The organism is Ureibacillus sp. FSL W7-1570 (genome assembly GCF_038593265.1).
Classification (GTDB): domain Bacteria; phylum Bacillota; class Bacilli; order Bacillales_A; family Planococcaceae; genus Ureibacillus; species Ureibacillus suwonensis.
Genome location: NZ_CP151979.1, coordinates 767,804 through 793,876, shown reverse-complemented (window position 1 = coordinate 793,876; position 26,073 = coordinate 767,804). Strand labels below are relative to the sequence as shown.

The 26,073-nt window shown below is 43.8% G+C and carries 20 protein-coding genes and 3 rRNA genes; 16 read left to right on the top strand and 7 right to left on the bottom strand.

Annotation, left to right across the window (positions count from 1 at the left end):
• Positions 1 to 261 precede the first annotated feature (261 nt).
• From NST13_RS03915 to NST13_RS03900, 4 genes are all read right to left on the bottom strand, one after another.
• Entirely contained in the window at positions 262 to 2,517 is a 2,256-nt protein-coding gene (locus NST13_RS03915; RefSeq protein ID WP_342469312.1) for a YhgE/Pip domain-containing protein, read from the bottom strand.
• Positions 2,518 to 2,614: 97 nt separating this feature from the next.
• Positions 2,615 to 3,187, bottom strand: coding sequence for a TetR/AcrR family transcriptional regulator (locus NST13_RS03910; protein ID WP_342469313.1), 573 nt, complete (start codon positions 3,185 to 3,187; stop codon positions 2,615 to 2,617).
• A 215-nt stretch (positions 3,188 to 3,402) separates the two neighbouring features.
• A complete protein-coding gene (locus tag NST13_RS03905; RefSeq protein WP_342581816.1) occupies positions 3,403 to 3,672 on the bottom strand; it encodes a Parvovirus coat protein VP1-like protein in 270 nt (89 codons plus the stop codon).
• Between the two features lie 194 nt (positions 3,673 to 3,866).
• Positions 3,867 to 5,039 carry a glycosyltransferase gene (locus tag NST13_RS03900; protein ID WP_342469316.1) on the bottom strand — a complete coding sequence of 391 codons (1,173 nt, stop codon included), beginning with the start codon at positions 5,037 to 5,039 and terminating at the stop codon, positions 3,867 to 3,869.
• Positions 5,040 to 5,207: 168 nt separating this feature from the next.
• Between NST13_RS03900 and wecB the strand changes: the two genes are divergently transcribed.
• Positions 5,208 to 6,305: a UDP-N-acetylglucosamine 2-epimerase (non-hydrolyzing) gene (gene wecB / locus NST13_RS03895; RefSeq protein WP_342581463.1), complete on the top strand. Its 1,098-nt coding sequence runs from the start codon at positions 5,208 to 5,210 to the stop codon at positions 6,303 to 6,305.
• Positions 6,306 to 6,434: 129 nt separating this feature from the next.
• Here the strand turns inward: wecB and NST13_RS03890 are convergent, their stop codons facing one another.
• Complete coding sequence (locus tag NST13_RS03890; RefSeq protein WP_342469318.1) at positions 6,435 to 6,650, bottom strand: hypothetical protein; 216 nt, start codon at positions 6,648 to 6,650, stop codon at positions 6,435 to 6,437.
• 370 nt (positions 6,651 to 7,020) lie between these two features.
• Between NST13_RS03890 and NST13_RS03885 the strand changes: the two genes are divergently transcribed.
• Both NST13_RS03885 and NST13_RS03880 read left to right on the top strand, forming a co-directional pair.
• Positions 7,021 to 7,452: a BrxA/BrxB family bacilliredoxin gene (locus tag NST13_RS03885; RefSeq protein WP_342469319.1), complete on the top strand. Its 432-nt coding sequence runs from the start codon at positions 7,021 to 7,023 to the stop codon at positions 7,450 to 7,452.
• Positions 7,440 to 8,222 (top strand): class I SAM-dependent methyltransferase, encoded by a 783-nt coding sequence (locus NST13_RS03880; protein ID WP_342581462.1) that lies wholly within the window; start codon positions 7,440 to 7,442, stop codon positions 8,220 to 8,222. Before NST13_RS03885 ends, NST13_RS03880 begins: the two co-directional genes overlap by 13 nt.
• Positions 8,223 to 8,414: 192 nt before the next feature.
• On the opposite strand, the gene NST13_RS03875 is transcribed toward NST13_RS03880, so the two are convergent.
• On the bottom strand, positions 8,415 to 8,753 hold the full coding sequence (locus NST13_RS03875; protein WP_342581461.1) for a hypothetical protein: 339 nt from the start codon (positions 8,751 to 8,753) through the stop codon (positions 8,415 to 8,417).
• 88 nt (positions 8,754 to 8,841) lie between these two features.
• Complete coding sequence (locus NST13_RS03870; protein WP_342469321.1) at positions 8,842 to 9,654, bottom strand: EcsC family protein; 813 nt, start codon at positions 9,652 to 9,654, stop codon at positions 8,842 to 8,844.
• Positions 9,655 to 9,776: 122 nt separating this feature from the next.
• On the opposite strand from NST13_RS03870, the gene NST13_RS03865 reads away from it, so the two are divergent.
• The 13 genes from NST13_RS03865 to NST13_RS03805 all read left to right on the top strand — a co-directional run bounded on the left by NST13_RS03865 (position 9,777) and on the right by NST13_RS03805 (position 26,064).
• A complete protein-coding gene (locus tag NST13_RS03865; RefSeq protein ID WP_342469322.1) occupies positions 9,777 to 10,748 on the top strand; it encodes a D-glycerate dehydrogenase in 972 nt (323 codons plus the stop codon).
• Positions 10,745 to 11,866, top strand: coding sequence for a glycerate kinase (locus NST13_RS03860; RefSeq protein WP_342581460.1), 1,122 nt, complete (start codon positions 10,745 to 10,747; stop codon positions 11,864 to 11,866). The genes NST13_RS03865 and NST13_RS03860 overlap by 4 nt, the downstream gene beginning before the upstream one ends.
• A 271-nt stretch (positions 11,867 to 12,137) precedes the next feature.
• Complete coding sequence (locus NST13_RS03855; RefSeq protein WP_342469324.1) at positions 12,138 to 12,743, top strand: YpjP family protein; 606 nt, start codon at positions 12,138 to 12,140, stop codon at positions 12,741 to 12,743.
• Positions 12,744 to 12,967: 224 nt separating this feature from the next.
• Entirely contained in the window at positions 12,968 to 13,357 is a 390-nt protein-coding gene (locus NST13_RS03850) for a hypothetical protein (RefSeq protein WP_342469325.1), read from the top strand.
• Between the two features lie 168 nt (positions 13,358 to 13,525).
• Positions 13,526 to 15,172, top strand: coding sequence for an IS1182 family transposase (locus NST13_RS03845; protein WP_342581459.1), 1,647 nt, complete (start codon positions 13,526 to 13,528; stop codon positions 15,170 to 15,172).
• A gap of 291 nt (positions 15,173 to 15,463) precedes the next feature.
• Positions 15,464 to 16,420 (top strand): thymidylate synthase, encoded by a 957-nt coding sequence (locus tag NST13_RS03840; protein WP_342469327.1) that lies wholly within the window; start codon positions 15,464 to 15,466, stop codon positions 16,418 to 16,420.
• Positions 16,421 to 16,948: 528 nt separating this feature from the next.
• A 16S ribosomal RNA gene (locus tag NST13_RS03835) occupies positions 16,949 to 18,501 on the top strand.
• Positions 18,502 to 18,696: 195 nt separating this feature from the next.
• Positions 18,697 to 21,623, top strand: a 23S ribosomal RNA gene (locus NST13_RS03830).
• A gap of 60 nt (positions 21,624 to 21,683) precedes the next feature.
• Positions 21,684 to 21,799: ribosomal RNA gene (gene rrf, locus NST13_RS03825) — 5S ribosomal RNA — on the top strand.
• The 16S, 23S and 5S rRNA genes sit together here, the layout of an rRNA operon.
• 1,317 nt (positions 21,800 to 23,116) lie before the next feature.
• Complete coding sequence (gene folA / locus NST13_RS03820) at positions 23,117 to 23,596, top strand: type 3 dihydrofolate reductase (protein ID WP_342581458.1); 480 nt, start codon at positions 23,117 to 23,119, stop codon at positions 23,594 to 23,596.
• A 350-nt stretch (positions 23,597 to 23,946) separates the two neighbouring features.
• Positions 23,947 to 24,660 carry a CoA transferase subunit A gene (locus NST13_RS03815; RefSeq protein WP_342469330.1) on the top strand — a complete coding sequence of 238 codons (714 nt, stop codon included), beginning with the start codon at positions 23,947 to 23,949 and terminating at the stop codon, positions 24,658 to 24,660.
• Positions 24,657 to 25,310, top strand: coding sequence for a CoA transferase subunit B (locus tag NST13_RS03810; protein ID WP_342469331.1), 654 nt, complete (start codon positions 24,657 to 24,659; stop codon positions 25,308 to 25,310). The genes NST13_RS03815 and NST13_RS03810 overlap by 4 nt, the downstream gene beginning before the upstream one ends.
• A 112-nt stretch (positions 25,311 to 25,422) precedes the next feature.
• Positions 25,423 to 26,064, top strand: coding sequence for a TetR/AcrR family transcriptional regulator (locus NST13_RS03805; RefSeq protein WP_342581457.1), 642 nt, complete (start codon positions 25,423 to 25,425; stop codon positions 26,062 to 26,064).
• The last annotated feature ends 9 nt before the right edge of the window (positions 26,065 to 26,073 follow it).

Genomic DNA, 26,073 nt, shown 5'->3' with positions numbered 1-26,073 from the left:
AACACTCATTATCAACTGGAAAAAACAATACTTGAGTCTTTGTAATCTAAAGCCGTTATAAAAACAATTCATTAATCTCCTGGTTTTGATAAAGTTTTCCAGTTTTAAGCTGTAAAGCAACCGCTAAAAAAATCTATTTGCCAAAAACATTTTTAATGACCGATTAAATCAATTTCACGCCCCAAACAAAAAGGATAGACACACAGGCTCCCCGTGCATCTATCCTTTTCTTTTAACATCTTTATTTACTCTTCCAAGAAATCATTCTTCATCCCCATGAGACTGCATCACAGCCACCATTTCCACATCTTTCTGACGTTTGAATGAAATGGCCAAAGAGGCGGTTGTAAGCAACATAAAGGCCACCATGTAACCCAATAGGATGAAGTTGTTGTGCCACAAGTAGGAGATATCTCCGCTTGAGATGGCCGCTTTGAAGGCTTGGATTGTATAAGTCATTGGCAATAATGCGTTGATTGGTTGCAAGGCGTTTGGCAACAATTCCATCGGGAACGTTCCGGCACTTGTCGTCAATTGCAAAATCAACACGATGATTGCAATAAATCGGCCAGTGTCGCCCAACAATGTAACAAGCATTTGGATCAACGCCATGAATACGAAGCTGACAATTATGGACGTTAAGATGAATAACGGTAAGTTCTCAACCTCAAGTTTTAATACAACCAACAGAATGAAATCTACCAGTAACGCTTGGATCAAACCGATGATTGCGACAACGCCGAATTTGCTTCCGAACCAGGCGAATGGGTTTTTAGGACGGATCACTGGTCGTTTGAATTCAAAGACGATGGAAAGCATCAATGCTCCGACGAATAGGCCGAGCGACATGAAGTATGGAGAGAAACCTGTACCGTAGTTTGGCACTTCATTGACAGGTTCTTTATCCACAACGACCGGTTCACCCATCATATCATAAGTGTCATCGTTGGCATTCACTGTGCCTGCTTTTTCAGCGCCTTCAGCGAGTTTGTCGGCAAGTTCTGTTGAACCGTCCAATAATTTATCCGCGCCGGATGTCAATTGATTTGCGCCGTCAGAAAGTTTTCCTGCGCCATCTTGAAGCTGGCTGGCACCGTCAGAAAGTTTGTTCATGCCTGCAGTCAATTCATTGGCGCCATTGTTCAATGCAACGGAACCGTTGTAAAGTTTGCTTACCCCGCTTTGCAATGTTTGTTCACCGGAGTTGATTTGGTCAAGACCGGCAATCAATTGATCAAAGGCTGGGGCAGTTTGGGCTTTCAATTTCTCTTCAATGCCGTCAGCTGAACCAAGCAATTGGTTTGTCAATGACGTTTCAAATTGCGTCAATCCTTGGTTGAGCCCTTTGCTGATGCCTTCGGATATTTGAGGCTCCAATTGGGCTTGCAATGAAGTTTTATATTGCGCTTCGATTTGTTCTTTCGAAGGTGAATTGCTTGCGACTTTCGCCATAAAGGCATCCGCTTGCGCTTCCGTCATATAGCCGTTTGCCACAAGGGCGGATTTGATTTGCGCCAATGTTTGGGATTGATTTGAAACCGTTTGTTCCGCCAATTGGCCGGATAGACCGTTGACGATTCCGGTTGTCAATTGAGTTGATAATTCGCTGGACAATTGGGTTTCCAATTGGTCGATTCCAGCACTGATGTCTTTAACACTGTCTTTGAGATTTTCTGAAATTCCCTCCGCCACTTGAGCTGGCAGTTGGTCTTTCATTTGTTTGACGCCATTTTTCACTTGGGAAGTTCCATCCACCAGCGCTGGAAGATTATCATTCACTTGTTTTAGGCCATCTTTCAATTGGCCGGCACCGGAGGCGATGGAATTGGAACCAGTGGCAGCAGTGTTCACGCCTTCTTTGAACTCGATCATTTTGGATGCCAATGTGGCAAGATTTTCACTTAATGTTTTGGAACCGTCGTCGAGTTTAGCAATCCCATCTTTTAATTGGCTTGCACCGTCACTTGCCTGATTCAAGCCATCCGCCAATTCCGTGATGGAATCAAACATTGTTTCCGCATAAGTTTCAATGATTTTTTTGGAGATTTCCGCTTTCACTTCTTTCATGGCAGATTCTCCGATTTGGGCTGAAAGGAAGTTGGTGCTTTCATTTGGCACATATTTGATTTCCAATTTTTTCGGCTCATCATCGAGGATGGTTGTTGCATTTTCAGAGAAGTTTTCCGGAATTTCCACAAGCAAATAATAATCCCGGTTTTCAAGGCCTTTGTATCCTTCTTCCTTGGAAACCACATGGAATTCAAACTCATCGCTGTCTTCCAGCTTATCGGCGAGTTCTTTCCCGATTTGCAAGTTTTCGCCTTCGAATTCTGCGCCTTCATCTTCATTGACGACCGCAACAGGCAAGTCGTTCAAGTTGGCATATGGATCCCAGAATGCCCAGATGAACATTCCGGCATAAAGCAAAGGTACTAGCGCGACGGCGATCACCGAAATGAGCACTTTTTTGTTTGTAAGAAGGAATTTTAGTTCCGCCAAAAAAGACGATTTTTTCACATTGTTACCCCCTAGAAGTAATGACTATTTTGTTCATTTGGTCATTTTGCAGCAAATATGTAGGGCCCTCCTGAAATTGAGTCCCTTCAATGAAAAGTTATTTCGATAATCCTTCAAAGAAATATAATTTAAACAAATCGGACATTTCTTCCTTGTCCAAAGGCGGGTGATGTTGTTCCCAATCAAATATTAAGGCCACATAAGTTTTCAGCATGACAAAGGCGGTGATTTCCGGATTGCATTCTTTGATTTCACCACGGTCAATGGCATCCTGAATAATCCCTTTCATATAGTCAATGATGGCTTGCTCCACCCGCTGAATGACATCCACAACCGCTTTTGTTCCAATTTCTCTCTCTTCTTGGAAAAGCTTGATCGTGAGCTGATGGGATTTCCGGAATTCCAAAAGCCTTATCAGAACACGATGGATGTTTTCATCAAAGCGGCTATTTGGATCGATGGCGTTTTCCGCTTCGGCCTTCATGTCCCGGATCAGGGAAGTGACAATTTCATCCAGAATTTCTTCTTTGCTTTTGAAGAATGTATAAATGGTTCCTTTGCCGACATTGGCCAGTTTCGCCACCTGATCCATCGTTGTCGCCTTATAGCCAAATAAGGAGAAGGATTTTTTCGCAGCTTCCAGGATTAATTGTTTTCGGTCGATCGCCATTGGATTCACCTCCATTAATCAAAAACTGACCAAATGACAAAATTGGTCATTTGTTTCACGTAATGTACTATACTACAATCAATCAAATTTATCAACCAAAATAAACGGTTTTTAACGTTTATTTAGTGGATATTCTTTTAGAGGGAACAAACACTAAAGAGGAATCAAATTCTACTGAATAAAAAAAGACGCTTGAAAACGTCCTTTGACTGGTGTTAGAAAAAGATATTGCGCAATCTCATGACACGGGAAAAAAATCGGGCATCCTTTGCCATTTTTCCAAAATATGGATGTTGGTAAGGGGCAAGACATTGTTGGAACAGATCATCACAAAATCTTGATGGTCCATACATTCGGTAACAGTAATCGTGTTGCATGCAGCAATAGTCGACAGGATTTGTCGGGGCACCCGGACCGGAACAGCCTGGTCCGCAATAACGGTAACCGGGATAGCAAATGCCGAATAAAGATTTTCGTGGTTGCATCATTTTCAACCCTCCCTTTCCAATAAAATTTGTTTATTTATAATTATGTAGTTTTTGCAGGAATGGGGAGGGCACAAATGGAGTTCCTTCCACCCATTCCGCTTATCAAACGAAATTGGACCGGGACGACGACGGATGGGCTTGTGAAAGATAAAACCACTCATGATGAGTGGTTTTTCTTTCGTATGGGGCCATTATTTCAGCCCTTTGTAAATTGCAGCCAAACGCTCTTCCATCTTCTCCCAACAATAATGGTTTTTCATCGCTTCCCGTGCGTTTTTACTCATCCGGGCAAGCATTTTCCGATCCTTGTATAAGCGTAAAAACTGTTCAACATATTCTTCGGCGGTTGGATCGTCTTTATCTATCACGATGCCGCATTGATGTTTCTCAATGATATTTTTCATGTCCATTGCCCGATTCACTACGACAGGGATGCCGTTATTCAAAAAGCTGAAAAACTTGTTGGGCAAGGCGTATTTTTTGTTTATATTCCTGATATCAAAGTAAATATAACCTGCATGGACTTGATTCAATTCTTTGGGCAGGTTTTCATATTCCACCCATTTGCAATGGATTGCAGGATGACCGCTGATCAATTTCTTTTCATTATACGAAATGGTCGGATCGATATAGCCGATAATATCGAATCGGAAATTTTTCATCGAATTTTTGCAAAGATCGGCGATTTGTAATATTTTTTTCGGATTCCCTTTTTGATACTGCACAACGCCTTCATAGGCAATGACAAAGTAGTGCTGAAAATGTTCATCCTTTGGCAATTCCTGCTGGTATAAAGGGGAGTTGTAGATGACGGTGACGGGCACGCCTGGATATCTTCGTTGATAAATATTTTTAATGGAATCGGAAACGGTTATGAGATGATCCACTTCCTTCATCAATAATCTCAGCAATTTGCTGTTTTGCTCCAGCTCATGGGCGTCATAGATCACTTTTACGTTTTTCCCTTTTTTTCGGAGAACTTTTTTAATCTGTACGGCTTCATACAACGTGTGCAATTCATGGGCGTGATAAATGTCGGCTTCGACAGCCAACGCCCGTTCATACAACTTGTCAACAAAATAATTTTGCGTATCCATTTCCAAATTGTTGACCATTTTGCCGATATGGGGATTATACATATTTTTGATGTCATAGGTTAAAAACTTGATGCCTTTATATTCAAATTGGTCTTGATTAAAAGTTGGATCTTTGATTCTTTTCAGATTCGGTTCAAAAACGGCACCGTTCGTTTTTCCGGCCACAATGGTGACATCGTATCCCAATTTTTTCAGACTGATCGCTTCCTTTTCAAAGACGCGGATATCTTTGAAAGAATGTTTCCTGATCAATTTGCAAACTTTCATCCGGATTCCTCCAAAAATCTATTTCATTTCATCATCCTATGCTATGTTTCATCTTCCATAAGAGCTGATTCATTTTCCTAATATTTCAATAAAAAATAGAGAGTCACAACATTTGCAGCTAGACATAAGATAGTTTAGAAACTCATTTTCCGGAAAGGTGGATCTTGGTTGAAACTGGTCACCATTGTCGGCGCACGTCCGCAATTTATCAAATCCGCCCCGTTTTCAGATATGTTTCGGAAGGGGCATAAAGAAATCATCATCCATACGGGGCAACATTACGATGAAAATATGTCTGACATCTTCTTCCAAGAACTTGCGATTCCGAAACCGGACTATTTTTTGGGTGTCGGTTCCGGCAGTCATGGGTATCAGACGGGGAGGATGCTTGAAAAAATCGAGCAGGTGCTTTTGAAAGAAAAGCCGGACGGGGTGCTTGTTTACGGAGATACAAATTCCACGTTGGCAGGTGCTCTGGCGGCAAGCAAATTGCATATTCCTGTTTTCCATGTGGAAGCGGGGTTGAGGAGCTACAATAAACAAATGCCGGAAGAACAAAACCGGATATTGACGGACCATATTTCGGATCTGTTATTCTGTCCGACAAAAACGGCCGTGGAGAATTTGAAAAGGGAAGGGATCTTGGACGGGGTCCTGTTGACGGGGGATATCATGGCCGATGCGGTCAATCGGTTCATGAATCTTTCAAATAAGTTTTATTCAAATGGAAAATGGCTGGAAGTGTTGAAAGCCGATAATCCGCATCTGCCTCAATTAAAGGAAAAAGAATATTATCTTGCCACGGTTCATCGGGCGGAAAACACCGACGATTTGATGAAGTTGAAATGCATTTTCACCGCGCTTGAAATGTTGGATCAACCCGTTCTTGTCCCGCTGCATCCAAGAACACGAAAATTGGTGGGGGAGTTGAACATTTCGTTTGAAAATGTGATCATCATTCAGCCGGTGGGTTATTTGCTGATGTTGTATTTGACAAAAAACGCTTATATGGTTGTCACCGATTCCGGCGGCCTACAAAAAGAAGCCTATCTATTGAAAACCCCATGCACCACGTTGAGGAATGAGACGGAATGGATTGAAACGTTGGAAAATGGCTGGAATTGTCTATGCCCCATCAACATCCAGTCGATTCTGGAAAAGGCCTCGCGGAATTTGGACTCACTGAATGAAACGCAATCTCAGGTGTTCGGGGATGGAAAGGCGGCACTCCGCATATGCCAGGCAATTGTTGAACGGTATGCATAAGACCTTTTCATCAGAAGGGGCGCCTTCTAGTTCAATTTTGAAGGTGGCCGTATATTTAGATGCAGATATGAAACTGGCTTTGATATAGAAAAAAGGAGAATGGAAGTGAAATCAGATTCTCCTTTTTTATTAATTCTTATGTTCATTTTTGTCGTCTTTACTTATTGGTTCTTCGGATTCCTTATATTCGGAATTTGATTCTTGAATGATTTTTGCCATTTTTTCTAATATTCTATTGGTTTCCGAAGCATCAATTCCCCTTCTTACAGCGGTTTCAATAATTACATATTGGGCAAACAGCAGGAAAAAAATCATCAAAATGAGAAATGTTAAATTTATTTCCAATAGATCCGAACCTCCGTCTGTTTAACTGATAATACGATTATATAATATGTTTAATATTAGTTAAATTGGTAAATATATGGTAATTTCGTTTTTTTACTTTTCAAAATTCTGAATGTGCACTTGTTTAGTCATGTGGCAATTGTGACCGAGTTTTATTATTGCATTCTCTGTATGATTATCTATCACTTGTTTGATCGGGCATTGAATTCATCTCCTTCTATATGTAAAACCGATTTAAAAGTTGATTTTCTCGTATTCCAAACATTCAAGTCACAAAAAACGGAAATACTATGAAAATCAAATTCCTATGAATATGGTGAAAACCTTGATATAATTGTATTTACCAAAAAATATAAAGGGGTGCGAAACGATGAATGCTTATGAAGAATATATGAAAGCCATCGTCCAACCGATGCGTCAGGAATTGGTGGATGCCGGATTTACAGAATTGACAACGGCGGATGAAGTGCATGAGTTTATGGCAACGACAAAGGGAGTTTCTCTTGTGGTGATCAACTCGGTATGCGGCTGTGCTGCGGGAAGCGCTAGACCGGCAGTTCGGGAAGCCATCAAAGAAATCAAACCGGATCATTTAGTGACGGTGTTTGCGGGACAAGACCGTGAAGCGACTGCCGCGATGCGTTCCTATTTTGAAGAGATTCCGCCAAGCTCTCCATCCATTGCCATTTTGCGTGATGGCCAATTGGAATACTTCATTCCAAGAGAACAAATCGAAGGGTATGAAGTGGGACAAATCCGTGACCATATCGTGGGCGTGTTGAAACAGGCATGCGGCGCGTAATCGTCACGACAGCGGGGAGACCTGATGAGGAATCTTTCCAACTGGCAAAACTAGTGAGTGAGGAATTAAATCTACAAGTTGTACCCAGAAAGAAACGTTCAGTGGCCAAATTGAGCGAAATCTATGATGCCAATGTGATCGTAGCCGGAAAAAACCGGTTGGAGTATTATGGGAAAGGCTCTTCTACGCCTTTCTTTTTTCATCCCGACACGGCGGCTTTCCGTTTGAAGCGGTTGCAAAGAGGGGAAACGGAACCTTTTTTGGAAGCTTGTGCGTTGCAAAACGGCGATTCCTTTCTTGATTGTACATTAGGGGTCGGCTCGGACTCCATCGTCGCATCTTACGCGGTTGGGGAAAAGGGCAGAGTGGCCGGCCTGGAAGTCGATCCCGTTATCGCCTATATCGTCCGCCGGGGATTGAAGGAATATGAAACGGCGGATTCCGATTTGAAACAGGCGATGGAGCGGATTCAGGTCATTCATGGGGAAGCTGTCGGATTTTTGAAGCGGCAACCAGATGAATCCTTTGATGTCGTCTATCTGGATCCGATGTTCGAACAGTTGATAGAAGAATCCATCAACTTTGAATCGTTACGGGAAGTGGGCAGCCACCATCCATTGACGGAGGAATGGGTGAGGGAAGCCTACCGTGTGGCGAAGAAGCGGGTTGTGTTGAAAGCCCATTTCCGTTCCACCCATTTTGAAGACTTCGGTTTTGAGCGGAAGGTGCGCCTCACATCGAAGTTTCATTTTGGGGTGTTGGGAAAATAGATGTATTGTGATTGAAAAAGAGCGGAGGAATTCATTCGCTCTTTTTTATTTCGGATGGTTTCTTGTGGGATGAATGATTTGGCGTAGGAGGATTTTTATGGGGGAATGAACACTGTTTTGGTGCGGATGGATAGGCTTTTAGTGCAGATACAACTTTTTTGTAAGCTAGCAAGTTTTGCGCAGATACAACTTTCATGGAGCGGTTGATTTATCCCATCCCATATGCAGATAAAGGGACAACATGCGACAATAGAGCACCGACTTGCTCGGATGGCTATCCCGCTTGCTCGGATAAAGTGTCCGCTTGCTCGTAAACATCCCATCTTGCTCGGATAAAGTGTCCGCTTGCTCGGATAACATCCCATCTTGCTCGGATAAAGTGTCCGCTTGCTCGGATAACATCCCATCTTGCTCGGATAACCCCTCAACTCGTCCGTATAGATATTTGACGTGCTTGGATAAAGCACAACCTCGCTCAGATAGGTGTTCCCCTTGAACAGTTGGAACACCACATTCGCAATTAATCCCCATGTTATACGCTCAACCTCGCACAGAATCCTCCATCTCATAATAAAAAACGCCTTAGTTACGACCACTCAAAACTAAGGCATTGTGGAAGTTATTCTATTTCTTCCTCCATCTCCTTCAACCGATCCAACACTCTTCTTTTCCGGTACAACATGTTTCCCGTTTCGGCAATGGTTTCAATCATGCCTTTATTGGCAAAGGCGCCGAACACAATGCCGGCAATCGGAATCGCTTGGAAAAACTTTTTCCAGCCGAATTGATCCCGGAAAGAATAAAATACTTCCTGCCATCCTTTCAACTGCTGAATCATGTCAGTGGAAGCTTTATGTTCATTCCCTTTCCATAAATCCTTCAAAATCGCTTCCTTTCCGACGATGTCCGCATTGGCGAACTGCAGACATTTCACGATGAAAATGCGTTCCCTTTTATCATTTGGATCGTATCCGTAAATCATGGCAATCTCCTGCAGCGTTTTCAAAGAGATTCCCAAAATCACCGGGATATCGACAACAAGTGTGAATAATCCGCCGACTCCGGTGGAAGCCCCTTGCACCGTTGCGATTGCAGCCCGGTTTTTCCCAAGTTGTTCCGTAATTTTCATCATGTCGTCTATCGGCAATTTTTTTATCTCTTCGATCGACTGAATATTTTTATATGATGAAAACTTGTTGATCCTTTTGATGATGGCCTGCTCGCTGACCAAATATCGCCCGCCTGTTTGGATGTAGCTTCCCAACTCATCCACCAATTTTCCAATTGTCCGCTGAATGGATTTCGGCGTCAACTTGTCCAAAATTTTAAAGGGGATTCTGCCGAGCTTTTCCCAGAAAAATAAATCTTTTTGATCCTTTTCCCAAGCTTCAATTTCTTTCAAATAGCCCAACAATTGCTCTTGTGTCTCCAACGTTCATTCTCCTATCGTTATTTTGCTTTCTACTTTATACGGGCCCCATAGTAAAAAGTTTCGCCCAACTTTAAAGGAATCATGACGGAAATAAAGAATATTAAAATTGGGGGAGTGATAGAATGGTGAAGATTTTTGTGACAAGCAAAATCAGTGATTCAGCACTTAATATATTAAAATCTGTCGGGGAAGTGGAAGTTTGGGAGAAGGAAGAGACGCTGAACGGACAAGCTTTATTGGATAAAATTCAAGATCATGATGCGGTGCTGACAATGGTGAACAATTTCATCACAGATGACATCCTCCAAAACGCACCGAAATTGAAAGTGATCGGAAATTGCGGCGTCGGCTACAACAACATCGATATCGCTTCCGCGGAAAAGCATGGCGTGATTGTGACAAACACACCGGACGTATTGAATAATGCCACAGCCGATTTGACTTGGGCATTGATTCTTGGCATTGCAAGAAGAATCGTGGAAGCGGACAAGTTCGTGCGGGAAGGGAAGTTTACGGGATGGCTGCCCCATTTGTTCATCGGCAATCTGGTCTACGGCAAAAAGCTCGGCATCATCGGACTCGGGAGAATCGGCACCGCTGTTTGCGAAAGGGCAAAAGGATTCAATATGGATGTTTACTATTATAATCGCAACCGCCTTCCGATTGAAAAGGAACAAGCGTTGAACGCAACCTATGCAGACTTGGATCGTTTGCTCCGGGAATGCGACTATATCACCATCCATGCTCCGTTGAACGAAGAATCCCACCATTTGATTGGGCGGGATGAATTGAATCTCATGAAACAGGATGCGTATTTGATTAACACATCCCGTGGGCCGCTTGTGGATGAACAGGCATTGTACGAACATTTGAAAGCAGGGAAGATTGCCGGTGCTGCCCTTGATGTGTATGAACATGAGCCGAAAATTGTGGAAGGGCTGTTGGAACTGGATAATGTCATTCTGCTTCCGCATATCGGCAGCGCCACTTTGGAAACGAGAGCCCAAATGGCGGAACTTGCTGCAAAGAATATCGCCAATGTCCTTACAGGCAAAGAGCCGATTACCCCTGTGACGAAAGGTTGGAGAAAATGAAAATTTTAGTGGCGCCGGATTCGTTTAAAGGATCCCTTTCTTCCATTGAACTGTGCAAAACGATTCGCCAAGGCATCGAAAACGTCATGGATGCGGAAGTTTTGGAAGTGCCGATTTCAGACGGAGGAGAAGGGTTTCTCGAAAGCATTTGTTCGGTCCTTCCATTTCAAATAGAACAGGTAAACGTCAAAAATCCTTTGGGAAGAACGATTCGTGCGAAAATGGCGATTGACCCATTGCAACGTACAGCTTTCATTGAAATGGCAAAAAGTACAGGATTAACCCTTGTGCCAGAGGAGGAAAGGAATCCGTACCAATCTTTCAGCCATGGGGTGGGAGATTTCATTTTGCACGGCCTCGACAAAGGTTGCCGCACCTTCATCATCGGACTGGGCGGCACTGCGACAAATGATGCGGGGGTCGGAATGCTTTCCGCCCTGGGAGTCCTTTTCCGGGATGAAGCCGGAAAGCAAGTCCAAATTGAATCCTTGAGAGATATAGGGAAGATCGCCTCCCTTGATTTGCGGAAGGTGGACGAGCGGCTGTTTGAATGTGAATTCATTTTGGCGACCGATGTGAACAATCCCCTTTGCGGTGAGAGGGGAGCGACCCATGTATTCGGCCCACAAAAGGGAATTGAACACGTGCAGGAGATCGATGCCATTTTGCGCCATTACGGAACCGTGCTGGAAAAACAATTTCATCGGGAGTTGAAGAAACGGGAAGGTGCCGGTGCAGCCGGGGGAATCCCGGTATCCTTTATGGCCCTCTTTGACACCAAAATCCGGCAGGGAATTGATATTTTGATTGAGACGTTGCAATTAGAAAGGCTGCTGCCTTCGACGGATTTCATCATCACAGGAGAAGGGAAGCTGGATAAACAAACCTTCAACGGAAAAGTGATCAAAGGGATTTGCGATTTTGCCAAACCTTATCATATTCCAGTCGTTGCAATTTGTGGTACCATTGAATTATCGAGAAAAGAATTGAAAGAGTTGGGATTGGCCGCGGCTTTTTCCATCTGCAAAGGGCCAGCCGCATTGGAAGAAACGATGGAGAATGCCCGGCAACTGGTCGGAGAATTGGCTGAGAATATTGCGGAGTTGATAAAAAGATAGAAAATAGAAAAGCACTGCCTTGATACATCAATGCAGTGCCTATTTCGAAAAAAATAAAAAGCCACAAACCGTAGCTTTTTATTCAGCGAAACAGAATGAAATTAAGTATACTAAATATAAAATAAATCCGATTGCAATTGTAATCGAGGCCATGCTTATCCCTCCTTAAAAAAACAATGGTCAATCCCTAACATATTTTACTATGAAAAAATAAATTAGGAAACCTTTTTCATGAAAAATCGTAAGTAATTGATAGATTGGACAAAAGTGGGTGAAGCGATTGAAAAAGTGGTGGCAAAAAACGCTCGTATTTTTAGTGGCGTTACTGACATTGGGGATCATTCCTCCGAACCATTCCATTTGGGATCATCTCGAAAATGGACAAGATTCGAACCGGGCACAAAGCGCCAATTATAAAAACATTGGTGTTGCCGAAGAAACCGTAGAATCGTTCGCCGATGAAAACACGGAAACGGTTGACCCGATTGATTCCATCCTTCAGTTGGCAAAGGAACAGTCTTACATAAAATTTGGTTCAAAAATTGCCCCGGTCATTGAAGATGAATTTGAACAACGCATTTTTCCAACGATCGAACAAATTATTTCATCCGCTTTGGCAAATTTGGACGATGAGACAAAACGATATTTAACCATCAGCGGGAAGCCGGGGGGAAATTATTCCGAGAGGATCTTTCATATTGCGGATGGCCGTAGCGGACAAGATTTGCTCCGATTCCATGTGCGCACCGAAAAACGGCCGCTTGAAGGATACTACTACAATTTCCATTACCACACTTATGAAGATCAATTTGCTTCACACCATACGATCGGGGATATCTACTATTCAAAAGACACCCCTCCGAAGTGGTTGTCCTAATATTTGATGATGCTATTCTTTCCCATCGAGCACTGCTCCAAAATCGCGGTTTTACCGGAGATTCGATATTCTGCCACCATCAATATGGTGGTTTTTTTATGGAATTTAGCATGACATAATACCTAAAAGCAATACTGTTGTTATATATCATTTTTCTTAAATTTGGTATTGAAAATAAATCCATTTTACCTTTATAATTGGATATGTTGGGAGGTAAAGTGGTAATGGATATCAAAAAATTGATTCTCTGCATCAATGGGGCGGTCGATGCATTGGAATATGCAACCGCCAGAAAATACATTGAACAGAATTTGGATATTGTGGACGAAAATCGCCATTTGCTCAACAGCAACGCAAGAGAGATTTTGCAGTTTGTGAAGGACAATCTCGGTTCTTCTGAACAGCCGTTAACGAAAAAGGAAATGAACATAATCACCGTGATCAATACATACGCGAAAAAATTGGATGTCCGCGGTTTAAAATTATATTTGAAGGAAAAAGAGAAAGAGCAATTGTTGCAAAGAAAGAACGTATTAAACATTTTGAATGCGGATGCGAAAATTCTATTGACAAGTTTGGGATTTATCAAAGGAAAAGAAATCGTCAATAATTAATGGAACATGAAAAAGAGGCTGGGACAAAACCCCCTCTAAAATGGAAACAGCCCATGAAATTTTGGAATGAAATTTCATGGGCTGTTTTTCATTTTTTCAATAAAAAATAAGGACCTCTTCTGTTAAAATTAAGTTAGCACACAAAACCTAACAGAAAGAAGGGTCCTTATGTTCAAATATTATAACATGAATCAATTAGTTTTGCCTCTAGATTTAGAAATAAAATTACAAGAAAATGATATTGCCTTCCACATTCACCATTTAGTTGAAAGTATTCCAGATGAAGCCTTCCAGCCGTTTCTTCGAAATACAGGTTGTCCTGCTTATCATCCACGCATGATGCTAAAAATTATTTTGTGTGCTTATTCCCAATCAGTCTTTTCAGGTCGGAAAATTGAAGCCCTTTTAAAGGACAGTATTCGGATGATGTGGTTGGCACAAGGCTATGAACCAAGTTATCGGACAATCAATCGTTTTCGTGTACATCCGGAAGTAAAAGAATTAATTCGTCAATGTTTTGTCCAATTCCGTTGCCAACTGGTGGAAGAAAAATTAATCGATCAAGAAGCTATTTTTATCGATGGTACGAAGATTGAAGCGAATGCCAATAAATTTACTTTCGTATGGAAGAAATCCATTGAAAAATACAACCAAAGCTTAATTGAAAAATCCAATCAGCTCTACAACGAACTGTTAGAGAAGGAAATCATCCCTGAAATGGAGCGGGAAAATGAGGGAGAACTGTCCGTTGAAGAACTCGCTCAAATGGTGCAACAAGTCGATGAAGTGATTACGGAATATGACCAAAAGATAGAAGCATCGCCCGATGCCACAGAACGAAAAGCATTAAGAAGCGAACGGAAATATCCGAAGCGAGTGTACAAACAGTTGATTGACTTGATTTTACGTAAACAAAAGTATCAAAAAGACTTCGAAATCTTGGGTGAACGGAATAGTTATTCCAAAACAGACTTAGATGCGACGTTCATGCGAATGAAAGACGACTATATGAAAAACGGTCAATTGAAGGCTGGATACAACGTACAAATCGCAACAGAAGGTCAATACGCACTAGCTTATAGCATCTTTCCAAATCCTACTGATACACGTACATTGATTCCGTTCTTGAATGAGATTGAGAAGCATTATTTTCCATTGCCAAAATATATTGTCGCAGATGCTGGTTATGGTAGTGAACAGAACTATGAGGACATCCTTTCGAATCGAAAATGTGAGGCACTTATTCCATATACCATGTATGAGAAAGAACAAAAGAAGAAATATAAACAAAACCCATTTCATCCAGACAATTGGACGTACGACGAAGAAAGTGATACCTACACGTGTCCGAATCAGCAGCGGGTAACCTTCCGATATCGTTCTGTACGTACCGATAAGACCGGTTTCAAACGAGAATTGAAAATCTATGAATGTGAAAACTGTTCGGGATGTCCATTCCGTTCTTCATGTACAAAAGCAAAGGAAGGCAACCACCGAAAAGTCATGGTGAATGAAAAATGGGAACGACAAAAAGAATATGTAAGAGCGAAGCTTTCAGAAGAAAAAGCAGGTTCTATTTTCCGTCAACGTAAAATGGACGTAGAACCAGTTTTTGGATTCTTGAAGGCTAATTTGCGTTTCACTCGATTTTCCGTCCGAGGAAAATCGAAGGTGGAAAATGAAATGGGGATTGCCTTAATGGCCGTGAATTTACGGAAATACACGGCCAACAAAGATCAACTGACCAAAAATAATGGAGAGAAATGGAAAAAGGAGAATTTGAGTTGGCTCAAATTCTCCTTTTTCCTATTTTGAAGCTAGTTTTGTCCCAGCCTCTTTTATCATTAATCGGTAAAACATAGTGTAGTCAAATAAATTGTATACAAAATCAGTCCGATATAAATCGTAATCTCCGCCATTGACATCCCCCCAGTGTATTTGGATATTATTATTGTATACAAAATTTTCAGAAAAATGAATTTTAATGCTCACATTTTGGTCATTCTCTTTTATGGTCGCTTTTATGTTATGATAAGAATTGAATTTTACTCGAATGAGGAAAAAAACGTTTTATTTTGATTTTACATAAGACGGGAGAGTATCGATATGCGTCATCCAGAATATGCTTACTTGGATTTGTTGCAATATATTTTAGAACATGGGGTAAAGAAAGAGGATAGAACCGGTACGGGAACGATCAGCATTTTCGGCTATCAGATGCGGTTTGATTTAAGTAAAGGGTTTCCTCTTTTAACAACGAAACGTGTTCCGTTTAAATTGATTGCCAGTGAATTATTATGGTTTATCAAAGGGGATACAAATATCCGTTATTTATTGGAACATAATAATCATATCTGGGATGAATGGGCATTCAAAAAATGGGTGGAATCCGATGAGTATGAAGGTCCGGATATGACGGACTTTGGTCTGCGCGCCGCAAACGATGAAGAATTTGCCAAAGTGTTGGACGAGCAAATGAAAATTTTCCATGAGAAAGTATTGACGGACGATGAGTTTGCGAAACAATACGGAGAATTGGGCCCGGTTTACGGCAAGCAGTGGCGAAGCTGGCCTGGCGAAAATGGGGAAACAATCGATCAATTAAAGAACGTCATTGAGCAAATCAAACGGAACCCGAATTCCCGCCGATTGATTGTTTCTGCATGGAATCCGGCGGAAGTGGATGAAATGGCCTTGCCTCCTTGCCATACGTTATTCCAATTTTACGTGGCGGAAGGAAAGCTTTCTTGCCAACTTTACCAGCGAAGTGCAGACGTCTTTTTGGGCGTTCCTTTTAATATTGCTTCCTATGCATTATTGACACATTTGATTGCCCACGAATGCGGACTTGAAGTGGGAGAATTCATTCACAGTTTCGGGGATACACATATTTATTTGAACCATTTGGACCAAGTGAAAGAACAGCTTTCCAGAGAACCGAAAGCACTGCCGACATTAAAAATTAATCCGGAGAAAAAGTCGGTATTTGACATCGAACTGGAAGATTTGTCGATTGAAGGATATGATCCTCATCCAACGATCAAAGCGCCGGTTGCGGTTTAAACTATTCAATGAAAGCCACAAAAGGATGGAAATGATGTATACCAACTTTGTGGCTTTTTTCATTGCTAGCGATCAATCTTCCTATTTGGCAATTTTATTTTCCATTGATGGCATGCCGGGTTAAAACTTTTTTATGTAAAAGGAAACCTCCTTTTCTGATCATTGAATAATGGAAACAAATTAATTGGATAGAAGTTATATTGTTTTTGATAAAAAGTGTTGCAAACTATGGATGTTTTTGATATATTAATTATCCGGTCATTGATACGGCTGGGAATGCTAAAAAATGATTGACATTTTAGCTGAAGTTAGTATAATAAAATACCAGCTTTAATAGAGGGTTTTTATTTTTGTTAATAGCATAAAAATAGTTGACAACAAAATAGAAAATATATAAAATATTATAGCTGTTGTAAAAATGAACCTTGAAAACTGAACACCGAAACGTTAATGATATAAATTTTCCAATTCGTTGACCCTCGTCGACGGATTGGATACGGACAAAAGTTTGAGCTAATCAAATTTTCTTTTATGGAGAGTTTGATCCTGGCTCAGGACGAACGCTGGCGGCGTGCCTAATACATGCAAGTCGAGCGGACCAATTAGAAAGCTTGCTTTTTAATTGGTTAGCGGCGGACGGGTGAGTAACACGTGGGTAACCTGCCCTATAGACCGGGATAACTCGCGGAAACGCGTGCTAATACCGGATAACACACCGAAGCGCATGCTTCGGGGTTGAAAGATGGTTCTGCTATCACTATAGGATGGGCCCGCGGCGCATTAGCTAGTTGGTGGGGTAACGGCCTACCAAGGCGACGATGCGTAGCCGACCTGAGAGGGTGATCGGCCACACTGGGACTGAGACACGGCCCAGACTCCTACGGGAGGCAGCAGTAGGGAATCTTCCACAATGGGCGAAAGCCTGATGGAGCAACGCCGCGTGAGCGAAGAAGGTCTTCGGATCGTAAAGCTCTGTTGTAAGGGAAGAACAAGCGCAGCAGTCACTGGCTGCGCCCTGACGGTACCTTACTAGAAAGCCACGGCTAACTACGTGCCAGCAGCCGCGGTAATACGTAGGTGGCAAGCGTTGTCCGGAATTATTGGGCGTAAAGCGCGCGCAGGCGGTCTCTTAAGTCTGATGTGAAAGCCCCCGGCTCAACCGGGGAGGGTCATTGGAAACTGGGAGACTTGAGTGCAGGAGAGGGAAGCGGAATTCCATGTGTAGCGGTGAAATGCGTAGAGATATGGAGGAACACCAGTGGCGAAGGCGGCTTCCTGGCCTGTAACTGACGCTGAGGCGCGAAAGCGTGGGGAGCAAACAGGATTAGATACCCTGGTAGTCCACGCCGTAAACGATGAGTGCTAGGTGTTAGGGGGTTTCCGCCCCTTAGTGCTGCAGCTAACGCATTAAGCACTCCGCCTGGGGAGTACGGTCGCAAGACTGAAACTCAAAGGAATTGACGGGGGCCCGCACAAGCGGTGGAGCATGTGGTTTAATTCGAAGCAACGCGAAGAACCTTACCAGGTCTTGACATCCCGCTGACCGCCATGGAGACATGGCCTTCCCTTCGGGGACAGCGGTGACAGGTGGTGCATGGTTGTCGTCAGCTCGTGTCGTGAGATGTTGGGTTAAGTCCCGCAACGAGCGCAACCCTTGTCCTTAGTTGCCATCATTCAGTTGGGCACTCTAAGGAGACTGCCGTACAAATACGGAGGAAGGTGGGGATGACGTCAAATCATCATGCCCCTTATGACCTGGGCTACACACGTGCTACAATGGGTGGTACAAAGGGCGGCAAACCCGCGAGGGGGAGCGAATCCCAAAAAGCCACTCTCAGTTCGGATTGCAGGCTGCAACTCGCCTGCATGAAGCCGGAATCGCTAGTAATCGCGGATCAGCATGCCGCGGTGAATACGTTCCCGGGCCTTGTACACACCGCCCGTCACACCACGAGAGTCTGTAACACCCGAAGTCGGTGAGGTAACCCTCCGGGAGCCAGCCGCCGAAGGTGGGACAGATGATTGGGGTGAAGTCGTAACAAGGTAGCCGTATCGGAAGGTGCGGCTGGATCACCTCCTTTCTAAGGATATAAACGGAAAACATTAACGTTTTGGGTTCAGTTTTGAAGGTTCATGCCTTCAATCAAGAGTTTTGTTCTTTGAAAACTGGATAAACGACATTGAAAGCAAGAAATTTACTGTAAAGTTCTTACGCTTTTCTGATAGAAAAGCAAACCATCAAGGGTTACGAGGCGCAAGCAAATCGTAAGCCGTAAGGTTAAGTTAGTAAGGGCGCACGGTGGATGCCTTGGCACTAGGAGCCGATGAAGGACGGGACTAACACCGATATGCTTCGGGGAGCTGTAAGTAAGCTTTGATCCGGAGATTTCCGAATGGGGCAACCCACTGCTCGTAATGGAGCAGTATCTTAACGTGAATTCATAGCGTTAAGAGGGCACACCCAGGGAACTGAAACATCTAAGTACCTGGAGGAGAAGAAAGAAACATCGATTCCCTGAGTAGCGGCGAGCGAAACGGGAACAGCCCAAACCAAGAGGCTTGCCTCTTGGGGTTGTAGGACACTCTATACGGAGTTACAAAAGGATGGGTTAGACGAACCGTTCTGGAAAGGACGGCCGTAGAAGGTAACAGCCCTGTAGTCGAAAATCCATCCTCTCCAGAGTGGATCCTGAGTACGGCGGAACACGTGAAATTCCGTCGGAATCCGGGAGGACCATCTCCCAAGGCTAAATACTCCCTAGTGACCGATAGTGAACCAGTACCGTGAGGGAAAGGTGAAAAGCACCCCGGGAGGGGAGTGAAAGAGAACCTGAAACCGTGTGCCTACAAGTAGTCAGAGCCCGTTAACGGGTGATGGCGTGCCTTTTGTAGAATGAACCGGCGAGTTACGATTACGTGCAAGGTTAAGTCGAGGAGACGGAGCCGCAGCGAAAGCGAGTCTGAATAGGGCGAAAGAGTACGTGGTCGTAGACCCGAAACCAGGTGATCTACCCATGTCCAGGGTGAAGGTGAGGTAACACTCACTGGAGGCCCGAACCCACGCACGTTGAAAAGTGCGGGGATGAGGTGTGGGTAGCGGAGAAATTCCAATCGAACTTGGAGATAGCTGGTTCTCTCCGAAATAGCTTTAGGGCTAGCCTCGCGTAACGAATACTGGAGGTAGAGCACTGTTTGGACTAGGGGCCCACCTCGGGTTACCGAATTCAGACAAACTCCGAATGCCAGCTATTTAGACGCGGGAGTCAGACTACGAGTGATAAGATCCGTGGTCAAGAGGGAAACAGCCCAGACCACCAGCTAAGGTCCCAAAGTAACCGTTAAGTGGAAAAGGATGTGGCGTTGCTTAGACAACCAGGATGTTGGCTTAGAAGCAGCCATCATTTAAAGAGTGCGTAATAGCTCACTGGTCGAGTGACGCTGCGCCGAAAATGTATCGGGGCTAAACGGTTCACCGAAGCTGTGGATTCGTGCTTCGCACGAGTGGTAGGAGAGCGTTCTAAGTGCGCAGAAGTCAGACCGGAAGGACTGGTGGAGCGCTTAGAAGTGAGAATGCCGGTATGAGTAGCGAAAGATGGGTGAGAATCCCATCCACCGAATGACTAAGGTTTCCTGAGGAAGGCTCGTCCGCTCAGGGTTAGTCGGGACCTAAGCCGAGGCCGAAAGGCGTAGGCGATGGACAACAGGTTGATATTCCTGTACCACCTCCCCGCCGTTTGAGCAATGGGGGGACGCAGGAGGATAGGGAAAGCACGCCGTTGGTCGCGCGTGTCCAAGCCGCAAGGCGGGGAAGTAGGCAAATCCGCTTCCCGTAACGCCAAGCGGTGATGGGGAGCCTCTTTGGAGGCGAAGTTCCTGATTTCACACTGCCAAGAAAAGCCTCTAGCGAGGCGGGAGGTGCCCGTACCGCAAACCGACACAGGTAGTCGAGGAGAGAATCCTAAGGTGAGCGAGAGAACTCTCGTTAAGGAACTCGGCAAAATGACCCCGTAACTTCGGGAGAAGGGGTGCTCATTGGGGTGCAAGCCCCGATGAGCCGCAGTGAATAGGCCCAGGCGACTGTTTATCAAAAACACAGGTCTCTGCAAAACCGCAAGGTGACGTATAGGGGCTGACGCCTGCCCGGTGCTGGAAGGTTAAGAGGAGGAGTTAGCGCAAGCGAAGCTCCGAATTGAAGCCCCAGTAAACGGCGGCCGTAACTATAACGGTCCTAAGGTAGCGAAATTCCTTGTCGGGTAAGTTCCGACCCGCACGAAAGGCGTAACGATCTGGGCACTGTCTCAACGAGAGACTCGGTGAAATTATAGTACCTGTGAAGATGCAGGTTACCCGCGACAGGACGGAAAGACCCCGTGGAGCTTTACTGTAACCTGATATTGAATTTCGGTGCAACTTGTACAGGATAGGTAGGAGCCGTAGAAGGGGGAGCGCCAGCTTCCCTGGAGGCGCCCTTGGGATACTACCCTGGTTGTACTGAAATTCTAACCCGCAAGCCTGATCGGCTTGGGAGACAGTGTCAGGTGGACAGTTTGACTGGGGCGGTCGCCTCCCAAAAGGTAACGGAGGCGCCCAAAGGTTCCCTCAGAATGGTTGGAAATCATTCGCAGAGTGTAAAGGCATAAGGGAGCTTGACTGCGAGACCTACAAGTCGAGCAGGGTCGAAAGACGGGCTTAGTGATCCGGTGGTTCCGCATGGAAGGGCCATCGCTCAACGGATAAAAGCTACCCCGGGGATAACAGGCTTATCTCCCCCAAGAGTCCACATCGACGGGGAGGTTTGGCACCTCGATGTCGGCTCATCGCATCCTGGGGCTGTAGTCGGTCCCAAGGGTTGGGCTGTTCGCCCATTAAAGCGGTACGCGAGCTGGGTTCAGAACGTCGTGAGACAGTTCGGTCCCTATCCGTCGTGGGCGCAGGAAATTTGAGAGGAGCTGTCCTTAGTACGAGAGGACCGGGATGGACACACCGCTGGTGTACCAGTTGTCTTGCCAAAGGCACAGCTGGGTAGCTATGTGTGGACGGGATAAGTGCTGAAAGCATCTAAGCATGAAGCCCCCCTCAAGATGAGATTTCCCATTGCATAAGCAAGTAAGATCCCTCAAAGACGATGAGGTAGATAGGTCCGAGGTGGAAGCACGGTGACGTGTGGAGCTGACGGATACTAATCGATCGAGGACTTAACCAAAAGAAAAGCTTTCAATGCCGTTATCCAGTTTTGAGAGAACAACCTCTCAACTAAATATGGTGAAGTGACGATGGCAAAGAGGTCACACCCGTTCCCATACCGAACACGGAAGTTAAGCTCTTTAGCGCCGATGGTAGTTGGGGGCTTCCCCCTGCGAGAGTAGGACGTCGCTTCGCAAAAAAGCACCACTTTAGCAGTGGTGTTTTTTTATTGCCCAAAATTAAGCCCCCAACTACCAAAGACCGGAGGTCAGCTCGGCGCGATACAGAAGCAGGAACCAAAAAGTGAAGCGGCAAACCGATTAGAAGCAGACGAGAAGCACGGGGACCAAGAAGATCAAGGAAGCGAGGAACCGGAGCGCAAGCGTCGGGTACGTGAGCATCGGACCGCCGAAGCTGACGAGAGTAGCCGGTCAACGTACTTCGGAGTTCGCGCCGATGGTAGTTGGGGGGCCGTCTGCGAGAGTAGGATGTCTCTAAAGTATTTTTCATATTGAAATTCCACACAGACAAAGACAGAAAAGTCTATTTTTAACAGGAAGATGAATTTAATTCATACAAATAGCTGGTATTTGGTAGATACAAGAAAATCACAAAACGGATTAATCGAGTCCTATAAACACCAGATCACCAAAGCTGACGAGAGTAGCCGGTCAACGTGCTTCGGAGTTCGCGCCGATGGTAGTTGGGGGTCCCTCCGCGAGAGTAGGACGTCGTTAATATTTTTTCATATTGAAATTCCACATAGACAAAGACAGAAAGTCTATTTTTAACAGGAAGATGAATTTAATTCACACAAATAGTTGGTATATGGTGGATACAAGAAAATCACAAAACGGATTAATCGAGTCCCATAAACACCAGACTACCAAAGCTGACGAGAGTAGCCGGTCAACGTGCTTCGGAGTTCGCGCCGATGGTAGTTGGGGGGCCCTCCGCGAGAGTAGGACATCGTTAATGGCTTTTTCATGTTGATATTTAATTTCCATACTGATAAAGACCGAAAGTCTATTCATTTCTTGATAAGGAGACAGAAATCGATTTTATTCAATATTGATATTTTGAGGATACAAAAGTTTTTCTATGTCTTATTAATTAAAACTAAAATTCCTTACATCCGAAGACAGAAAGTCTTTCTTGATAACAATAGAATATTTAGAAGATATATAATCTTTAAATCTGCCCTCCCTTTTTGGCAAAGCTTATATCAATTGGATTATGATTTTTCCAAAGAAAAATAATATAACCCCAAAATATATTCCCTAAATCCCCAAGATGAAATAAAATAAGTATCAGGTTTTGTAAAGGAAGCACTATTAATTTTAAGAAGGCTTGAAATGCCCGTAAATTTTTGCAAAATATCCAAACCGTTCAACTAATACTGAGGTGGAAATGCTTCAATTGGCGAAACCTTGCTAAGATTTAGATGTTCCTGTTTATGAGGCAATGAAGCAAGGTAAAATAGAAATATAAAAAATACATAGGAGAGAGAATATGATTTCATTAATCGTAGCCCACGACAACAATCGAGTAATCGGTTATAAAAATCAGATGCCATGGCATTTGCCAGGAGATTTAAAATATTTCAAGGAAACGACGATGGGAAAACCCCTCATCATGGGCAGAAAAACCTTCGAATCCATTGGACGTCCTCTGCCTGGGAGAAGAAATATCGTCATCACCAAAAACAAAGATTACCATCATGAAGGGATTGAAGTGGCATCCAGTTTCGAGGAAGCCTTGAAACTGGCAGGCGATGCCGAAGAAATTATGGTGATTGGTGGCGAACAAATATTTAAATTGGCGCTTCCGATGGCTGACCGGTTATATATCACGCATATCGACCATGCATTTGAAGGGGACACATACTTCCCGGAATACGGGGAGGAATGGAAAGCGGTGTCAGCCAGCGAAGTTTATAAGGGAACAGAAGGATTTACGTATCAATACGTCGTTTATGAGAGAAAAAGTTAATTTTAAAATGTCTTTGGATAAGCAATGTTAGTTCATTTTCTACTGGAACTCTATCAATCATCCGTCCAAAAAAATACGCCCATCGGCCAACTGGAATAAAATTATTTTCCGGTTGGCCGTTTTTTTTTATTTTGTAAGTAAAAAATTCTTTATTATAACGACAAAAATAAGGTAATATGTATAAAAGAGAAAATAATGCATTGAACGCATTAAAATTTTCACCTTTCGAGATAGCGTATTGAAATGTTAAAATCTATTTTTTCGATGAAACATTAGTATAAAAATAGTTTTTCCCACATATAAAAGAATGGATACGCTATTTGCTTGAAAGGAAAAGGAGGCGTTGCAGCATGTCAAAGGTATTTACATCCTTCGATGAAGCCATTGCAGAATTGAAGGATGGGGATACGATCATCGTCGGCGGTTTCGGATTATGCGGTATCCCTGAAAAAGCGATCGATGCGATTTTGCGAAAAGGGACAAAAAATTTAACGGTTGTCAGCAACAACTGCGGCGTAGATGATTGGGGATTAGGCTTGCTACTAGCCAACAAACAGATTTCAAAAATCATCGCATCCTATGTAGGTGAGAACAAAACTTTTGAACAGCAGTTTTTAAATGGTGAAATCGAGGTCGAACTGACACCTCAAGGAACGCTCGCTGAGAGAATCCGGGCAGGCGGCGCAGGAATTCCGGCATTCTATACGGCAACCGGTGTCGGAACGCCAATTGCGGAAGGAAAGCCGACAAAAGTATTCGATGGGAAAACATACATTGAGGAAAGGGCCATCGTTGGCGATTTCGCTTTTGTAAAGGCATGGAAAGGCGATAAATTAGGAAACCTCGTTTATCGAAAAACGGCAAGAAACTTTAATCCGTTGGCTGCGATGGCAGGAAAAATCACCATTGCCGAAGTGGAAGAGCTGGTTGAAGTGGGTGAATTGGATCCGGATCAAATCCATACGCCAAGCATCTACGTTCAACGCATCCTGGTTGGCGATCATTACGAAAAACGGATCGAGAGAAAGACGACGCGCATAAGAGAGGAGGTTCAACAAGGATGACGCTCACGACCAGAGAGAAAATCGTCAAGCGGGCCGTAAAGGAAATCAAAGACGGCATGTATGTCAATTTGGGAATCGGCATGCCAACGCTCGTTGCCAATGAAATCCCAAAAAATTATCAAGTGTTGTTGCAGTCCGAAAACGGGTTGCTGGGAATCGGGCCATATCCGACGGAAGAAGAAGTGGATGCGGATTTGATCAATGCCGGCAAAGAGACGGTAACGGCAGTGAAAGGAGCCGTATTTTTTGACAGTGCAGAATCCTTTGCCATGATTCGTGGAGGACATATCGATTTGGCCATTTTAGGCGGAATGGAAGTTTCTGAAAAAGGCGATTTGGCCAACTGGATGATCCCGGGAAAAATGGTCAAAGGCATGGGTGGCGCGATGGATTTGGTTCAAGGAGCGAAACGCGTCGTTGTCATTATGGAGCATTTATCGAAAAAAGGGGAGCCGAAAGTTCGGAAAGAGTGCACGTTGCCTCTGACAGGACAGGGCGTGGTTGACCGCTTGATCACAGAATTGGCTGTGTTTGATTTTACAGAAGATGGAATGGTCTTAATAGAAAAATCAAAGGATATCACATTGGAAGAATTAAAAAGCAAAACAGAAGCGGATTATAGCATTTCGCCGAATTTAATAGAATGGTAAAAATTTCATACTCAAAAATTATTTGATTTATGTCATAAAATGCTAGAAAAATAAATATATTTCTACTAACGTCCAATTATGTTTAATGCGTGATACCGAAAGGCGGTAAAAAATGAAAAAACCATTGAAAGAACGGATCCTGGAAACATCGCTGCACTTATTTCAGCAACATGGTTATCACGGAGTCACCGTCGACAAAATCGTGTCGGAAGCAGGCACGTCCAAAGGCGGTTTTTATCACAATTACAAATCCAAAGATGAACTTTTATATGAAATCCATGATGTCTTTATATCCTATGTGATTGAAAAAGCGGAACATTCCTACGCTGAAAATCAAACGCCCATCTCAAGACTTGCGGCAATTTTGCACTCATTCATCAAGGTGTTCGACATGTATAAGCCCTACATCACCGTATTTTATGAAGAAAGCAACTATTTGAATGATGAATTTAAGCAAATCATCAACGAGAAAAGGGACCGCTACCGGAAATTGCTTGAAAAGGTCATCGCCGAAGGGCAGGAAAGCGGCGACTTCCGCAAAGAATTGCCGACCAACATTGTTACGATGGCGATGATTGGAATGGTCAATTGGACATACAAATGGTTCAAGCAGGACGGTCCGCTGACAATGGAAGAAATTACAGCCATTTTCAAAGATATGATTATTCGCTCCATCGTGACAGAGCAAGGTTTACAAGAGGCGGAACAATTGGGGCAGTTACTGGCACCTGTTGGTCAAAAACAAACCGACTAGTCGGTTTTT

Excerpts from the sequence above, each read along its gene's own strand:
- NST13_RS03910 (WP_342469313.1), bottom strand. The coding sequence starts at position 3,187 with ATGGCGATCGACCGAAAACAATTAATCCTGGAAGCTGCGAAAAAATCC.
- NST13_RS03905 (WP_342581816.1), bottom strand. The coding sequence starts at position 3,672 with ATGCAACCACGAAAATCTTTATTCGGCATTTGCTATCCCGGTTACCGT.
- NST13_RS03900 (WP_342469316.1), bottom strand. The coding sequence starts at position 5,039 with ATGAAAGTTTGCAAATTGATCAGGAAACATTCTTTCAAAGATATCCGC.
- NST13_RS03885 (WP_342469319.1), top strand. The coding sequence starts at position 7,021 with ATGAATGCTTATGAAGAATATATGAAAGCCATCGTCCAACCGATGCGT.
- NST13_RS03880 (WP_342581462.1), top strand. The coding sequence starts at position 7,440 with ATGCGGCGCGTAATCGTCACGACAGCGGGGAGACCTGATGAGGAATCT.
- NST13_RS03875 (WP_342581461.1), bottom strand. The coding sequence starts at position 8,753 with ATGGGGATTAATTGCGAATGTGGTGTTCCAACTGTTCAAGGGGAACAC.
- NST13_RS03865 (WP_342469322.1), top strand. The coding sequence starts at position 9,777 with ATGGTGAAGATTTTTGTGACAAGCAAAATCAGTGATTCAGCACTTAAT.
- NST13_RS03860 (WP_342581460.1), top strand. The coding sequence starts at position 10,745 with ATGAAAATTTTAGTGGCGCCGGATTCGTTTAAAGGATCCCTTTCTTCC.
- NST13_RS03850 (WP_342469325.1), top strand. The coding sequence starts at position 12,968 with ATGGATATCAAAAAATTGATTCTCTGCATCAATGGGGCGGTCGATGCA.
- NST13_RS03845 (WP_342581459.1), top strand. The coding sequence starts at position 13,526 with ATGTTCAAATATTATAACATGAATCAATTAGTTTTGCCTCTAGATTTA.
- NST13_RS03840 (WP_342469327.1), top strand. The coding sequence starts at position 15,464 with ATGCGTCATCCAGAATATGCTTACTTGGATTTGTTGCAATATATTTTA.
- folA (WP_342581458.1), top strand. The coding sequence starts at position 23,117 with ATGATTTCATTAATCGTAGCCCACGACAACAATCGAGTAATCGGTTAT.
- NST13_RS03815 (WP_342469330.1), top strand. The coding sequence starts at position 23,947 with ATGTCAAAGGTATTTACATCCTTCGATGAAGCCATTGCAGAATTGAAG.
- NST13_RS03810 (WP_342469331.1), top strand. The coding sequence starts at position 24,657 with ATGACGCTCACGACCAGAGAGAAAATCGTCAAGCGGGCCGTAAAGGAA.
- NST13_RS03805 (WP_342581457.1), top strand. The coding sequence starts at position 25,423 with ATGAAAAAACCATTGAAAGAACGGATCCTGGAAACATCGCTGCACTTA.